Here is a 14,239-nt window from a genome sequence, read left to right as displayed (position 1 = left end):
GTGCGGTTCACCCTCCTGCGAACGGGGGGAGCACCTCGACCGTGCCGCCCTCCGCCAGCCGTACCGTCTCGTGGGCGCGAGTCCCGACGGGGTCGCCGTCGATGAGGAACGAGCAGCGCTGGAGGACCCGGACCAGCTCGCCGGGGTGCCTCCCGCGGGCCGCGTCGAGCGCCTCGGCCAGGGTCTGCGCGGCGTACGGCTCCTCGGCCACACCGGCGGCCGCCTTCGCCGCGGCCCAGTAGCGGATGGTTCCCGCTGCCATAGCGGCACTCCCTTCGTTCGTGTGCGCGCCGCCCCCCATGATGGGCTATGGCCGGGCGAGCCAGCCGCCGAGCCGGGCGAGCAGTTCCTCGTCCGCCGCGTTCTCCGCGTGGCCCATGCCCCGCTCCAGCCACAGTTCGGCCGCGCCCTCGGGGGCCGCGGCGGCGAGGCTGCGGGGGTGGTCGAGCGGGAAGTACGCGTCGCGGTCGCCGTGCACGATCAGCAGCGGGGTCGGCGCGATCAGCGGCACGGCCTCGACCGGGGAGAGCGGGACGGGGTCCCAGTCCCGGCTGTCGATACGGGTGCCGAGGCCGTAGCGCCCGACCAGCCGGCCCACCGGCCGGGTCACCACCCAGTGCACCCGCCGCATCGAGGGCGTCCCCCGGTAGTACCAGCGGGCCGGGGCGCTGACGGCGGCGACGGCGTCGGTGCGCGCGCCGGTGCCGCGCTCCAGGGCGGCGTGCCGCAGGACGACCGAGCCGCCCATGGAGAAGCCGAGCGTCGCCACCCGGGTGTGCCCGAGCTCACGGGCCCAGCGGACGGCCGCCGCCAGGTCGAGGACCTCGCGGTCGCCGACGGTCGAGCGGCCGCCGGAGCCGCCGTGGCCTCGGAAGGAGAACGTGACGACGTTCGCGTGCTCCCGCAGGGCGAGGGCGGCGCGCCGGAGCGCGGGACGGTCGACCGACCCGGTGAACCCGTGCGCGACGACGACGGCCGTATCGGTGACACTTGCCGTGGCCGGTTCGTAAATCGCCTCGATCCGGACACCGTCATCGGTACGCAGCATCACGCGGCGGGCGGCACGGTCATGGACGGAAGTGAGCGAGGAAACATCCACCATGTGAAATCGGCCCTCTGCCTCGGAACTCATGTGGGCTATTCTGCTTGCCAGAGGATCCGGGCAACGCAGCCCCCGGGTCCTTTTGCGTTTTCCGACCGTTGTTACGGATGGATTACCGAAAGCTCTCAGGGCGCGAGAGCCACCGGTGAGAACAGAAAGCAGTGCCGCAGACGTCCTCGCAGGGACCGAGGAGGAACCGACGTCATGGACGAGCTAAGCCAGCACGACCGGAAGACGACGACCCGGGCAGGTGGGGCGGAATGAGCTCACTGCTGCTCCTGACCAATGCCCTCCAGCCGTCGACCGAGGTGCTGCCCGCCCTCGGCCTGCTGCTGCACAACGTGCGCGTGGCCCCCGCCGAGGGCCCGGCCCTCGTGGACACCCCCGGCGCCGACGTGATCCTCGTCGACGGGCGCCGCGACCTCCCGCAGATCCGCTCCCTGTGTCAGCTGCTGCGCTCCACGGGCCTCGGCTGTCCGCTGATCCTGGTCGTGACCGAGGGCGGTCTCGCGGCCGTCACCGCCGACTGGGGCATCGACGACGTGCTCCTGGACACCGCCGGCCCGGCCGAGGTCGAGGCCCGGCTGCGGCTCGCGACGGGCCGCCGGCAGATCGTCGCGGACGACTCCCCCATGGAGATCCGCAACGGCGACCTGTCGGTGGACGAGGCGACGTACAGCGCCAAGCTGAAGGGCCGGGTCCTGGACCTGACCTTCAAGGAGTTCGAGCTCCTCAAGTACCTGGCCCAGCACCCGGGCCGGGTCTTCACCCGCGCCCAGCTCCTCCAGGAGGTCTGGGGCTACGACTACTTCGGCGGCACCCGGACGGTGGACGTCCACGTACGGCGTCTGCGGGCGAAGCTCGGCCCCGAGCACGAGTCGCTGATCGGCACCGTCCGCAACGTCGGCTACCGCTTCGTCACCCCCGAGAAGCCGGAGCGCCCCGCCGAGGACCCCCGGGGCCGGCAGGACACCCGGAGCGCGGCCCGTTCCGGGGGCCGCGTCAAGGAGGCGGCACGGGAACTCACTCCGGTGGAGGACCGTTAACGTGGCGTATGCCACAACGCGACCTGCCGGTAGGTAGGTCACCCCGCGTAGACTGCCGCGCGTGGCCAAGGTGACGCGGGATGACGTAGCGCGACTGGCGGGTACTTCGACCGCGGTCGTGAGTTACGTCATCAACAACGGACCCCGGCCGGTCGCCCCGGCCACGCGCGAGCGTGTCCTCGCCGCCATCAAGGAGCTGGGCTACCGCCCCGACCGGGTGGCCCAGGCGATGGCGTCCCGGCGGACCGACCTCATAGGCATGGTCGTCCCGGACGCCCGCCAGCCCTTCTTCGCGGAGATGGCGCACGCGGTCGAGCAGGCCGCCGCCGAGCGCGGGAAGATGGTGCTGGTCGGCAACTCCGACTACCGCACCGAGCGCGAGATCCACTACCTGCGGGCCTTCCTCGGCATGCGGGTCTCCGGTCTGATCCTGGTCAGCCAGGGCATGAGCGAGCAGGCCGCGAGCGAGATCGAGGCGTGGGACGCGCGCGTGGTGCTGCTGCACGAGCGGCCCGAGGCGATCGACGACGTCGCCGTCGTCACCGACGACATCGGCGGCGCCCAGCTCGCCACCCGGCACCTCCTGGAGCACGGGCACCCGTACGTGGCCTGCATGGGCGGCGTCCCGAACACCCCCGCCGTCGGCGACCCGGTCGCCGACCACGAGGAGGGCTGGCGGCGCGCCATGCAGGAGGCCGGGCTCTCCGTCGAGGGCCGGCTCTTCCAGGCGCCGTACAACCGCTACGACGCCTACCAGGTGGCGCTGAAGCTGCTCGCCGGCCCCGACCGGCCGCCGGCCATCTTCTGCTCCACCGACGACCAGGCCTTCGGCGTGCTGCGGGCCGCCCGCGAGCTGCGCATCGACGTGCCGGGCGAGCTCGCCGTGGCGGGCTTCGACGACGTCAAGGAGGCGGCGCTGAGCGACCCGCCGCTCACCACGGTCTACTCGGACCGGCCGGCGATGGCCCGGGCCGCGGTGGACCTGGTGCTCGACGACTCCGTCCGGGTCTCGGGCTCGCGCCGCGAGCGGGTGAAGCAGTTCCCGTCGGCGCTGATCGTGCGCCGCTCCTGCGGCTGCTCCTGAGCCGCGGCGTAGCGACGGGACCCACCGGGTCCCTCAGCCGCGCCGCCGGGGCCTCGGCCTGACCCCCCAGGGGCCTCAGCCTGCCCCCCCCGGGGGCCTCACCCCGACCCCCGGGAACTCATCCCGCCCCCCCGGGTCCTCACCCCGACCCCCGGGAACTCATCCCGACCCCCGGGTCCTCACCCCACCCCGCCGGGTCTTTATATCGGGCATACGTACTTCTGTCGGGCTTCTCAGCCCGCCCTCAGGCCGTTCTCATGAACGGATCCGAGAGTCGTAGCCATGACGGACAACCAGCAGCCCCAGCAGCCGTACCACCCGCCGCGGCCGCCGTACGACCCGGCGGAGCCCATCAGCACCGAGCCGGGCACCACCGTCTGGCCGTCCGGCGGGCAGACCCCGGCCGGCGGGTACGGCCCGCCGCCGCCCCCGCAGCAGCCGGCGTTCGCCGCCCCGGCGCCCGGCCCCGGCCCGCACCGCCGGGCCAAGCGCGGGGTGGGCCTCCTGGCGGCCGTGGCCATCGCCGCCGCGGCCGTCGGCGGCGGCACCGCCACCCTCGTCGAGCGCTGGACCTCCGACGGCGCCACCACCGCGAGCGGCTCGGTCAGCGGCACGAACGTGTCGGCGAGCAACAAGGGCACGGTCGCCGGAGTGGCCGCCGCCGTCTCCCCGTCCATCGTGGAGATCTCCGCGAGCTCCGGCTCCGGCAAGTCCACCGGCTCCGGCGTGATCATCACCGGCGACGGCGAGATCGTCACCAACAACCACGTCGTCTCCGGCGCCTCCGCCATCAAGGTGCAGACCTCCGACGGCAAGAGCTACGACGCCAAGGTCGTCGGCACGGACCCGGACAAGGACCTGGCGCTGATCAAGCTGGAGGGCGCGTCCGGCCTGAAGACGGCGACGCTCGGCGACTCGTCCAAGGTGCGGGTCGGCGACGAGGTCGTCGCGATCGGCTCCCCCGAGGGCCTGACCGGCACCGTCACCAGCGGCATCATCTCCGCCCTCGACCGCGACGTGACCGTCGCCAAGGAGGGCGGCCAGGGGCAGGGCCAGGACCAGGGCCAGGGGCAGGACCAGGGCGGCCAGGGCCGGCAGTGGGACCCGCGCCAGGGGTGGCCGTTCGAGTTCGGCGGGCAGCAGTTCAACGGCGACACCGGCTCCTCGAAGACCACGTACAAGGCGCTCCAGACCGACGCCTCGCTCAATCCCGGTAATTCCGGCGGCGCGCTGATCAATATGAACGGCGAGATCATCGGAATCAATTCGGCCATGTATTCGCCCAGTTCCTCGGGCGGTTCCACGGCCGGCAGCGTCGGCCTCGGATTCGCGATCCCGGTCGACACCCTCAAGGCCGACCTGGACAGCCTGCGCTCGGGCGGTGCCGCCTGAACACATGGGACGCTGAGTCCATGACTGGCCAGCAGAACGAAGCCGAACGCGCCGAGCGCATCCTCATCGTGGACGACGAGCCCGCCGTGCGGGAGGCGCTGCGCCGCAGCCTCGCCTTCGAGGGGTACGCGACCGAGGACGCCGTCGACGGGCTCGACGCGCTCGCCAGGATGGAGACGTACGCCCCCGATCTCGTCGTCCTCGACGTCCAGATGCCCCGCATGGACGGCCTGACCGCCGCCCGCCGCATCCGGGCGTCCGGCTCGACCGTGCCGATCCTGATGCTCACCGCCCGCGACACCGTCGGCGACCGGGTCACCGGCCTCGACGCGGGCGCGGACGACTACCTGGTGAAGCCCTTCGAGCTGGACGAGCTGTTCGCCCGGATCCGCGCCCTGCTGCGCCGCAGCTCGTACGCGGCGCCGCCGGCCGGGCCGCGGTCCGAGGGCGACGTGCTGTCCTTCGAGGACCTGCGGATGGACCTGGCCACCCGCGAGGTGAGCCGGGGCGGGCGGCCGGTGGAGCTGACCCGTACCGAGTTCACGCTCCTGGAGCTGTTCCTCGCGCACCCCCGGCAGGTGCTGACCCGCGAGCAGATCCTGAAGGCCGTGTGGGGCTTCGACTTCGAGCCCAGCTCCAACTCGCTGGACGTGTACGTGATGTACCTGCGCCGCAAGACCGAGGCGGGCGGCGAGCCGCGCCTGGTGCACACCGTGCGCGGGGTCGGCTACGTGCTGCGCGGCGGAGGCGCGGAGTGACCAGCCCGGTGACCTGGTTCCGCTCACGGCCGCTGCGCTCCCGGCTCGCGCTCCTCACCGCGCTCGCGGTGGCGGTCGCGGTCGCGGCGGTCTCGGTGGCCTGCTGGTTCGTGACCCGGGCCCAGCTGGAGGCGGAACTGGACGACTCGCTGCGCTCGGCGCAGCTCACCGCGCAGGACGCCCAGAAGCTGCTGAGCTCCTGCGGGACGACCACGCAGAACCGGCCGCTGCCGGCGCCGCGCGGCGCGCAGACCCTGCAGATCGTGTCGACGGACGGCGAGGTGCTCTGCTCCACGGGCCGCTCGGTGATCCCGGCGCAGACCTCGGACACGGCGGTGGCCCAGGGCCGCGTCTCCTCCGCGCTGCACACGACGAACGCCGAGGACGGCACGGAGATGCGGGTCTACACGTACCCGATGAACCTCGTCCGGCAGCCGATCTCGCAGCCGGTCGCGGTCTCCGTCGCCCGCCCCACGTACGAGATCGACAACTCGATGTCCACGCTGGCCTGGGTGCTGCTGCTGGTCTCCGGCATCGGGGTGGTCGGCGCCGGGGCGGCCGGCCTGTGGGTGGCGCGGACCGGTCTGGAGCCGGTGCACCGGCTGACCGGGGCGGTCGAGCACGTCGCGGCGACCGAGGACCTGACGGTCCGCATCCCGGTCGAGGGCGAGGACGAGATCGCCCGGCTCTCCCGCTCCTTCAACGCGATGACGGCGGCGCTGGCGACCTCCCGCGACCGGCAGGCGCAGCTGATCGCGGACGCGGGCCACGAGCTGCGCACGCCGCTGACCTCGCTGCGGACCAACGTCGAGCTGCTGGCCCGCAGCGAGCAGACCGGCCGGGCGCTGCCGCCGGAGGACCGGCGGGCCCTGATGGCCTCGGTGAAGGCGCAGATGACGGAGCTGGCGGCGCTGATCGGCGACCTCCAGGAGCTGTCCCGGCCGGACGCGGCGGCCCGCGGCCCGCTGGAGGTGGTGGCGCTGCACACGATCCTGCGCGCGGCGCTGGACCGGGCGCGGCTGCGGGGCCCGGAGCTGACCTTCGTGACGGACCTGGCGCCCTGGTACGTACGGGCGGAGCAGGCTGCCCTGGAGCGGGCGCTGGTGAACGTCCTGGACAACGCGGTGAAGTTCTCGCCGCCGCGCGGGACCATCGAGGTGACCCTGATGCGGGGCGAGCTGACGGTCCGGGACCACGGCCCCGGCATCCCGGCGGAGGAGCTGCCGCACGTCTTCGACCGCTTCTGGCGCTCGCCGTCGGCGCGCAGCCTGCCGGGTTCGGGTCTCGGCCTGTCGATCGTGGCCCGTACGGTCGGGCAGGCGGGCGGCACGGTCGCGCTCACCCCGGCGGAGGGCGGCGGCACGGTGGCGACGGTGCGGCTGCCGGGGGCCCCGACACCGCCGCCGTCGCCCACCGCGGTGGCGGGGTCAGTTGTGCCGGATGAGGGACTCGACGAGTCCTGAACGGGTGTCGGGGAAGTCCAGGGGGACGATCCCGAGCCCCTTCCAGCCCGCGCCCTCGCCGTCGAGGAGGGCGTGCACCTGCGGGTTGAGCCGGTCGGCGTTCCACCGGGGCGGGAGGCCCGCGGCGGTGGAGACGAAGTTGACGTAGAACCGGCCGGGCTGTCCGGCGGCCTCGCGGAACTGGTCCCTGACCTTGGGCCACTTGCCGAACGGTTCGGCCTGGTAGTCGTCCTGCACGTCGAAGTACGTGCCGTCGGCCCACCGCAGGCCGGGCAGTCCGCCGTTGTCGGCGAGGAGCACGACCCGGCCGCGGGCCTCGCCGAGGGTGGGGACGCCGTCGCCGATCCGGAAGAGGGGCCGCCAGCCGCGGTGGTCGAGGTAGTCGTCGAAGACCGCGCGGAAGGTGGCGTCGGATTCGGACGAGTACTCCTGCTTGACCCGCATCAGGACGGTCTCGGTGGGGTGCGCGGCGAGGAAGTCCCAGCAGGCGCCGAGGACGTCGCCGAACATGAGGTCCTGGTAGGAGGCCCCGTGGTGGATCGCGAACGATCCACCGGTCACCCGGCACCGTACGTCCAGGAAGCGGATGCCGCTGTCCAGTTGCCGCGCGATGGTGGTGTCCTGGCACTCGGTCCACGGTCCGCCGTAGCGGGCGCCCGAGTCGTGGGTGCCGGGGATCGTGAGCCTCTGGAGCGGGGTGGGGTCGCCGTGGGCAGCCATCCAGTCCTGCGTCCCTAGGGCGGTGGCCGCCCGGGCGGAGGGGGCACCCAGGAGCAGGGCGCCGGAGGCTGCGGCGGTGCCCGCGAGAAAGCGTCGTCGGTCCATGGGCGGCACTATGACAGGGGTTGACGTGCCCCTGCCATAGTCCGTTCGTGTCCGATGTCCGGGTGGCCGGGTGGCCGGGCGTCCGGGCGTCCGGGTGGCCCGGCGCCCAGTCCCCCGGTCCTCCGGTCCTCCGGTCCTCCGGTCAGCCAGTCCCCCGGCCCCCGGTCCCCCGGCCCCCGCTCAGCCCGTGAAGTACCCGAAGACGTCCACGATCACGTCCGTCGACCCCGCGTGGTTGTACAGGTACAGCTTCCCGTCCACGACCGGCACGACCACCAGATTCGGCACGGTCAGCCCCGGCAGCAGGTTGACGTGCGAGACCTTCGGGGTCCCCGGCGCCGTCGTGGCCGCCAGGTACGTCGACTTCGTCGCGTTCGTCCCCGTCACGTTCAGGACCACCGCCGAGGCCCCGCTCGCCGGCACCCCGCCGATGCCCGCGACCGGCAGCGTCAGGCTCTGCGCGGGACCGAGCGTCCGGCCGCCCAGGGCCCGCCGGGTGTCGACGAGCCGGGCCGGGGCCAGCGGGCGGAACAGCGCGCCCCGGTCACCGGCGGTGAAGTAGCCGGACACGTCGGCCAGCAGGTCGACCGAGCCCGCGTGGTTGTACAGCGTGACCTTGCCGTCCTTCACGGGGACGACCACCGCGTTGGCGACGGTCCGCCCCGGCGCCGTGTTCAGGCTGGACGCGCCGGTCCGCGCCGTGCCGTACGGGTACACCGACACGAAGCCCGCCGCCGTCGGCCCGGTCGCCGTCACGTTCAGGACGACCGCCGACACCCCGGCCGCCGGCACCCCGCCGCGGCCCGCGACCCGCACGCTCACCGTCCGCGCCGGACCCACCGCGGCCTTCGGCGCGCCGAGCCCGCTCCGGGTGTCGAGGACCCGTGCCGGGGTCACCGGCGCGAACCGGTCGCCCGGGCCGCTCATCGTGTACGAGCCGGCCACGTCCGCGAGCAGGTCGACCGAGCCCCGGAAGTTGTACAGCGTCACCTTGCCGTCCTTGACGGGCACGGTCACCAGGTTGGACACGGTCCGGCCGGCCGTCACGTTCAGGTTCGACGCGTCGGAGCGCTGCGTGCCGTACGGGTGGACCGACACGTACGTCGACGCCGAGGCGTTCACCGCCGTCACGTTCAGCACGACGGCCGAGACCCCGCTCGCCGGGACCCCGGCCCGGCCCGCGACCTGGAGGGTCAGCGTGCCCCCGCCGTACACCGGGCGCTTCGGCGCGCCGAGCCCGCCGCGGGTGTCCAGGATCCGGGTCGGCGTCACCGGCTCGTACGCCCCGAGCCCGCCGTGCGTCAGGAGCGTCCCGCCGCCGCGGCGCAGCTCGCCCCCGACCCCGTCGGCGGGCACGACGGCGAGCTCGTACGCGTACCGCCCGTCGACCGCTCCCGCCCCGGAGTCGTCCTTCCCGTCCCAGACGGCCCTGACCAGGCCCCGGGTCTCTCCGCCGCGCAGGGTCCTGACGACCTTCCCGGCCCGGTCCTTGACGCTCAGCGTCCAGGAGGCGGCGGGCTTGGACAGCCACCACTTCGCGGTCCAGGGGGCGGTGTCCTCGACGTCGAAGACCTCGCCGGGCAGCTCGGAGTCGAGCACCGCCAGGTCCGCGGCCGGGACACCGCTCGGCACGACGTGCAGGCGCTGCCGGGTGTCGGCGAAGACGGTGTGGCCGCCGAACCGGTCGACGCTCCAGCCCCGCTCGGGCCGCGCGTCGGCCGGCCGGCCGAGCTCGCGGGTCGGGCCGCCGCCGCGCAGCGGCGTCAGGGAGAGCAGCCCGTCCTTCTCGTGGGTGACGTAGCCGTCGCCGAGGCGGGCAGCCGTGTGCGCGGGCAGGGCGGTGTTCACCCGCGTCACGGTGTTCAGGACGCCGGACTTCGCGTCGCACTTCCAGTAGACGTCGGCGCCGACCGCCTGGACGTCCTTCAGGACGCAGTCGGCGACGGTGAGCTTCCGGGTGGTGGCCCCGGTGCGGACCTCGATCGCGGAGAGCGCGCCGGGGGTGGCGCCGGCGGCCCACAGGGTGCCGCCGTCCAGGAAGGTCGGGGCGCCCTTGACGAGGCCGCGCGGGGTCGCGTCCTTCCTGGCGTCCAGGTCGAAGACCCGCGGGGCGGCGGCCACGTCGGTGTAGGAGGCGTAGCGGCCGGAGGCGCCGACGGGGCCGCCGCCCAGGTCCCAGGCGCCCGTGTAGGCGGGCGGCAGCTGCGCCCCGGCCTCCAGGGCGTACAGGCCGAAGCCGCTGCCGAAGACGGTCCGCCCGTCGCCCGTGGGCGTCCCGAAGTACCGGTCGCGCTCGGGGTCCGTCCCCCGGTCGGCCCGGTCCCCCGCGGCGAGCGGCCCGCCGGTCGTCAGCGCGAGGGAGCGCAGCCGGAGCCCGCCGCCCCGCGGCACCTCGTCGACGGCGTTCAGGACGCCCTGGGCGGCGGAGACGCCGTGCGTGAGGGTGCGCCCGGCGGGGACGACGGCCACCTTCGTGGCCGCGAACTCGCCGTCGGCGCCCGGCGCGACGCGGTAGACCGGGCGCGAGAGGGCAGGCGGGTCGTCGACGACGGCGAGCAGGGGGCCGCCGCCGCTCCTCGGCATGAGGGTCAGGCCGGCGAGCACCGTCGTCGCGGCGCCGCCCTCGAAGGGGCGGGAGAGCAGCGTCAGCCGCCCGTCGGCCTCGCTCCGCGCACTCAGGACCCGGTCGCCCTGGACGGCCACGGGCGAGTCGTCGCCGGTCCAGCCGGTCTCGCGCACGGGTGCGGACCAGTCGCCCGTGAGGTCGCGCACGCGCAGCTTCCCGGTGGCGGTGACCGTGAGCAGGTCGTCGCCCCGCACGAAGGCGGACCGCGGGTCGTCGCCGAGCTCGCGCAGCCGCGGGGCGTCGCCGGTGAGGTCGACCCACACGAGGGCGCTCGCCTCGCCTGCCCGGTACGAGAGGAGGAAGCCGCTCGGGGCGGCCCCCTGCACCACGAACTCCCCCGCGCCGGGCGGCAGTCCGGTGACCGGGCGGTCGACGGGGACGCCGTTCACCAGCGAGAAGGCGTGCGGCGTGCCGCCGGGGGCCGCCGACACGGCGACGACCGTACGGCCGGCCAGGCCGAGGACGCGCCGGCCGGTCCCGATGGCGAGGGTCTCCGCCGCGCCGCCGGCGGCGTCCTGGAGGACGACCTCGCCCCTCTGCTCGTACACCCGGGCGAAGGTGTCCGTGCCGTTGCCGTGGATCTGGGCGCCGTCGTCCTCGAAGGCCGTGGAGGCGCCGTCGGCGTAGGCGTACCAGCGGAACCCGCCGGCCGAGTCGCCCTGGAGGAAGCCCGTCGTGCCCGGCCGCACGCTCGACGCGTGCGGATCGGCCTGCTCCTCCGCCGGGATCACCAGTTCGGCCGGGACGTCACCGTCCGCGGCGTACGCGGCCCCCGCCCCCACCGGCGTCAGCGCGAGCAGCGCCGCCGTCGCCGCGGCGAGCGCGAGCGCGCCCCTCCGCCGTTCTCCCCACCCTGTTCCCATGGTCCGAACCCCTCCCCAGAAGTTTCGAATCGAACGAGCGTAACAGGGGGTTCGAACGCGTTCAGGGGGAATCGGAAAGGGGCGGTGCCCGCCGCAGCGGACCCGCCCCTCCCGTACGACTCCCTCGCGGTGAGGGTTACTTCACGACCGTGATCCGGTCCGCCGCCGGCACCGCCAGCGGGGCGGAGGCCGAGGAGTTCGCCGCCAGGTAGGCGTTGAAGACGTCCAGGTCGGAGGCGCCGACCAGCTTGTTGGTGCCGGTCGCGAGCGCCGGGAAGCCGTCGCCGCCGCCGGTGAGGAACTCGTTCATCGCGACGCGGTAGGTCTTCGCGGGGTCGATCTCCGCACCGTTCAGCTTGATCGTGCCGTCGACGACGCGGTCCGCGCCCGTCTTGGTCATGTCGAGCGTGTACGTCAGGCCCCTGGAGACCTGGAGGATCTTCACCGAGTTCAGGTTCGAACCGCTGACCTGCTGCTTCAGCGCGGCGATCAGGTTCGCGCCGGAGAGGTCGACCACGTTCATCATGTTGGTGAACGGCTGCACGGTGAACGACTCGCCGTAGGTCACCACGCCGTCGCCCTCGGCGCCGGACGCCTTGAAGACGAGGTCGGAGCGGATGCCGCCCGGGTTCATCAGCGCGACCTGGGCGCCGCCCTTGTCCGCCGGGGCCAGGCCCGCCAGCTGCGCGTCGGCGATCAGGTCGCCGAGCGGCTTCTCGTACGCCGTGGAACCGCGGCCGTTGATGTCGGCGGCGATGTAGCCCTGCGGGCGGTTGGCGACCGGAGCGGCGAGCGTCCTCCAGTCCTCGATCAGCTTGGTGATGTCCGCGGCCTTCGGGACGTCACGCGAGACGACGTGGTTGGCCGAGGCGACCGCGGTGCGGACGATGTCCTTGGTGCGGCGGTCGTAGGTCAGCGTCGTGTCGGTGTACAGCTTGCCGAACGAGGACGCCGAGGTGACCAGGCGCGGCTTGCCCGACGGGTCGGGGATGCTGCACACGTACGCCTGGTGGGTGTGGCCGGTGACCAGCGCGTCGACCTGCGGCGAGACGTTCTTCGCGATGTCGACGATCGCGCCGGAGACGCCCTCGCCGTCACCGTCGCCGTCCCCGTCGCAGTTGTAGTTGTACGAGGACGAGGCCGGCATGCCGCCCTCGTGGACCAGGGCGACGATGGACTTGACGCCCTTGCGCTCCAGGATCTTCGTGTACTTGTTGATCGTCTCGACCTCGTCGCCGAACTTCAGGCCCTTGACGCCCTCGGCGGTGACGACGTTCGGGGTGCCCTCCAGGGTCACGCCGATGAAGCCGATCCGGACACCGTCCTTCTCCCAGATGAAGTACGGGTCGAGCAGCGGCTTGCCGGTCTTCTCGTTCGTCACGTTGGCCGCGAGGTACGGGAAGTCGGCGCCCTTGAACTTCTTGCCCTGGACGAAACAGCCGGCGGTCGGGTGACAGCCGCCGTCCTGCATGCGGGCCAGCTCGCGCGCGCCCTCGTCGAACTCGTGGTTGCCGACCGAGGTGACGTCCAGGTCCAGCTTGTTGAGCGCGCCGATGGTGGGCTCGTCGTGGAAGAGGCCCGAGAGCAGCGGCGAGGCGCCGATCAGGTCACCGGCCGCGGCCGTGATGGAGTAACGATTCCCCTGACGGGCCTGGCGCAGGTGCGTGGCCAGGTACTCGACACCACCTGCGTCGATCTTCGTGGTCGTGCCGTCCGGGTTGGTCTGCGTGACCTGGCCGGAGGAACCGGCCGGGGGCTCCAGGTTGCCGTGGAGGTCGTTGAAGGACAGCAGCTGGACGTCGACCATCCGCCCCCAGCCCTTGCCGTTGGTGCCGTACGACGCGCCCGAGGCGCTCACGTCGTCCTGCGACGCACCGGCGGGCATCGCGGCGACGAGCGCACCGATGGTGGCCAGTCCCGCCCCGGCGACGAGTATCCGCCGCCCCGCCCTGTTCTGCTTCGACCGCTTCGCTGCCATCCGCTCCCCTTGAATCCCGATCTGTCCTGCGAGCGGCAGCCTAGAGTCAACGCGCGTAGCGCAACAGGGGTCGGCTGGTTACGAGCTGGTTGCCATTGATCTGCCCCGAGCCGGCACCCACCCGCCGTAGGCTCGTCACCATGACTTCCGACGCGGCGCCGGCCCTTGAACCGGGACGGCAGATCACCAGTTACGAAGAACTGAACCCCGAGCAGGTCACGGCGGTCCTCGACCTCCTGGAGGCCGCCGACCGCGCCGACGGCATGCACGCCGTGTCCGAACAGGGCCGGCTCTATCTGCGCCACGGGCGCCGCGAAGGCGTCCGCCACCTCCTCCTCACTGTCGGTCCGAACCTCTACGGGTACGCCCAGCTGGAGGAGACCGACCCGGTCGAGGCCCCCGCGGCCGAGCTGGTCGTGCACCCCTCGCACCGCGGCCGCGGCCACGGCCGGGCCCTGGGCAGCGCCCTGCTCGACGCCTCCGGCAAGCGGCTGCGGGTGTGGGCGCACGGCGGCAAGTCGGCGGCCCGCCACCTCGCGCAGGTCCTCGGCCTGACCCTGTTCCGCGAACTGCGCCAACTGCGCCGCCCGCTGGTCCCGCTGGACATCCCCGAGCCGGTGCTGCCCGAGGGCGTCACCGTCCGCACCTTCGTGCCCGGCCAGGACGACACGGCCTGGCTCGCGGTCAACGCGGCCGCCTTCGCCCACCACCCCGAACAGGGCTCGCTGACCCAGCGGGACCTGGACGACCGGATGGCGGAGACCTGGTTCGACCCGAAGGGCTTCTTCCTCGCGGAGAAGGACGGGCGACTGGTCGGCTTCCACTGGACCAAGGTCCACGCCGAGGAGCAGCTGGGCGAGGTGTACGTCGTCGGCGTGCTGCCCGACGCGCAGGGCGGCGGCCTCGGCAAGGCCCTCACCGCGACCGGCCTGCGGCACCTCGCGGCCCAGACCCTGCCCACGGCGATGCTGTACGTGGACGCCGACAACACGGCGGCGGTCACGGTCTACGAGCGCCTCGGCTTCCGGACCCACGAGGTGGACCTGATGTACCGCACGGAGTCCTGAACCCACGAGGTCCTGAACTCCTCCCGGCAAGGGGG

General features: G+C 73.4%; 11 protein-coding genes. 6 read left to right on the top strand and 5 right to left on the bottom strand.

Features of this window, described 5'->3' with window-relative positions; genetic code table 11:
- Positions 1-7: 7 nt before the first annotated feature.
- A complete protein-coding gene (locus AB0Q96_RS00210) occupies positions 8-262 on the bottom strand; it encodes a MoaD/ThiS family protein (protein ID WP_365320762.1) in 255 nt (84 codons plus the stop codon).
- 45 nt (positions 263-307) lie between these two features.
- Positions 308-1,132 carry an alpha/beta fold hydrolase gene (locus AB0Q96_RS00205; RefSeq protein WP_365320761.1) on the bottom strand — a complete coding sequence of 275 codons (825 nt, stop codon included), beginning with the start codon at positions 1,130-1,132 and terminating at the stop codon, positions 308-310.
- A gap of 230 nt (positions 1,133-1,362) precedes the next feature.
- On the opposite strand from AB0Q96_RS00205, the gene AB0Q96_RS00200 reads away from it, so the two are divergent.
- The 5 genes from AB0Q96_RS00200 (at position 1,363) to AB0Q96_RS00180 (ending at position 6,845) form a co-directional block, all read left to right on the top strand.
- Positions 1,363-2,148, top strand: a complete 786-nt coding sequence (locus tag AB0Q96_RS00200; RefSeq protein ID WP_365320760.1) for a response regulator transcription factor — start codon at positions 1,363-1,365, stop codon at positions 2,146-2,148.
- A gap of 61 nt (positions 2,149-2,209) precedes the next feature.
- Complete coding sequence (locus tag AB0Q96_RS00195; protein ID WP_365320759.1) at positions 2,210-3,232, top strand: LacI family DNA-binding transcriptional regulator; 1,023 nt, start codon at positions 2,210-2,212, stop codon at positions 3,230-3,232.
- A 282-nt stretch (positions 3,233-3,514) separates the two neighbouring features.
- Positions 3,515-4,624, top strand: a complete 1,110-nt coding sequence (locus AB0Q96_RS00190) for a trypsin-like peptidase domain-containing protein (protein ID WP_365320758.1) — start codon at positions 3,515-3,517, stop codon at positions 4,622-4,624.
- 20 nt (positions 4,625-4,644) lie between these two features.
- Positions 4,645-5,382: a response regulator transcription factor gene (locus tag AB0Q96_RS00185; protein ID WP_365320757.1), complete on the top strand. Its 738-nt coding sequence runs from the start codon at positions 4,645-4,647 to the stop codon at positions 5,380-5,382.
- Entirely contained in the window at positions 5,379-6,845 is a 1,467-nt protein-coding gene (locus AB0Q96_RS00180; RefSeq protein WP_365320756.1) for a HAMP domain-containing sensor histidine kinase, read from the top strand. The genes AB0Q96_RS00185 and AB0Q96_RS00180 overlap by 4 nt, the downstream gene beginning before the upstream one ends.
- Here AB0Q96_RS00180 and AB0Q96_RS00175 read toward each other — a convergent pair.
- From AB0Q96_RS00175 to AB0Q96_RS00165, 3 genes are all read right to left on the bottom strand, one after another.
- Positions 6,810-7,670 (bottom strand): phosphatidylinositol-specific phospholipase C domain-containing protein, encoded by an 861-nt coding sequence (locus tag AB0Q96_RS00175; RefSeq protein WP_365320755.1) that lies wholly within the window; start codon positions 7,668-7,670, stop codon positions 6,810-6,812. The two genes, AB0Q96_RS00180 and AB0Q96_RS00175, sit on opposite strands and share 36 nt — an antisense overlap.
- 180 nt (positions 7,671-7,850) lie before the next feature.
- Positions 7,851-11,159 (bottom strand): FlgD immunoglobulin-like domain containing protein, encoded by a 3,309-nt coding sequence (locus AB0Q96_RS00170; protein WP_365320754.1) that lies wholly within the window; start codon positions 11,157-11,159, stop codon positions 7,851-7,853.
- A 136-nt stretch (positions 11,160-11,295) separates the two neighbouring features.
- On the bottom strand, positions 11,296-13,137 hold the full coding sequence (locus AB0Q96_RS00165; protein WP_365320753.1) for a bifunctional metallophosphatase/5'-nucleotidase: 1,842 nt from the start codon (positions 13,135-13,137) through the stop codon (positions 11,296-11,298).
- Positions 13,138-13,277: 140 nt separating this feature from the next.
- Here AB0Q96_RS00165 and mshD point away from each other — a divergent pair, with 140 nt between their 5' ends.
- Positions 13,278-14,204 carry a mycothiol synthase gene (gene mshD / locus AB0Q96_RS00160; RefSeq protein ID WP_365320752.1) on the top strand — a complete coding sequence of 309 codons (927 nt, stop codon included), beginning with the start codon at positions 13,278-13,280 and terminating at the stop codon, positions 14,202-14,204.
- Positions 14,205-14,239: the final 35 nt, after the last annotated feature.

It is taken from the genome of Streptomyces sp. NPDC093111 (genome assembly GCF_040683955.1).
Taxonomy (GTDB): Bacteria; Actinomycetota; Actinomycetes; order Streptomycetales; family Streptomycetaceae; genus Streptomyces.
The sequence above is the reverse complement of the archived record's forward strand: the minus strand, read 5'-3'. Positions and strand labels throughout refer to the sequence as shown.

Excerpts from the sequence above, each read along its gene's own strand:
- AB0Q96_RS00210 (WP_365320762.1), bottom strand. The coding sequence starts at position 262 with ATGGCAGCGGGAACCATCCGCTACTGGGCCGCGGCGAAGGCGGCCGCC.
- AB0Q96_RS00205 (WP_365320761.1), bottom strand. The coding sequence starts at position 1,132 with ATGAGTTCCGAGGCAGAGGGCCGATTTCACATGGTGGATGTTTCCTCG.
- AB0Q96_RS00200 (WP_365320760.1), top strand. The coding sequence starts at position 1,363 with ATGAGCTCACTGCTGCTCCTGACCAATGCCCTCCAGCCGTCGACCGAG.
- AB0Q96_RS00190 (WP_365320758.1), top strand. The coding sequence starts at position 3,515 with ATGACGGACAACCAGCAGCCCCAGCAGCCGTACCACCCGCCGCGGCCG.
- AB0Q96_RS00185 (WP_365320757.1), top strand. The coding sequence starts at position 4,645 with ATGACTGGCCAGCAGAACGAAGCCGAACGCGCCGAGCGCATCCTCATC.
- AB0Q96_RS00175 (WP_365320755.1), bottom strand. The coding sequence starts at position 7,670 with ATGGACCGACGACGCTTTCTCGCGGGCACCGCCGCAGCCTCCGGCGCC.
- AB0Q96_RS00170 (WP_365320754.1), bottom strand. The coding sequence starts at position 11,159 with ATGGGAACAGGGTGGGGAGAACGGCGGAGGGGCGCGCTCGCGCTCGCC.
- AB0Q96_RS00165 (WP_365320753.1), bottom strand. The coding sequence starts at position 13,137 with ATGGCAGCGAAGCGGTCGAAGCAGAACAGGGCGGGGCGGCGGATACTC.
- mshD (WP_365320752.1), top strand. The coding sequence starts at position 13,278 with ATGACTTCCGACGCGGCGCCGGCCCTTGAACCGGGACGGCAGATCACC.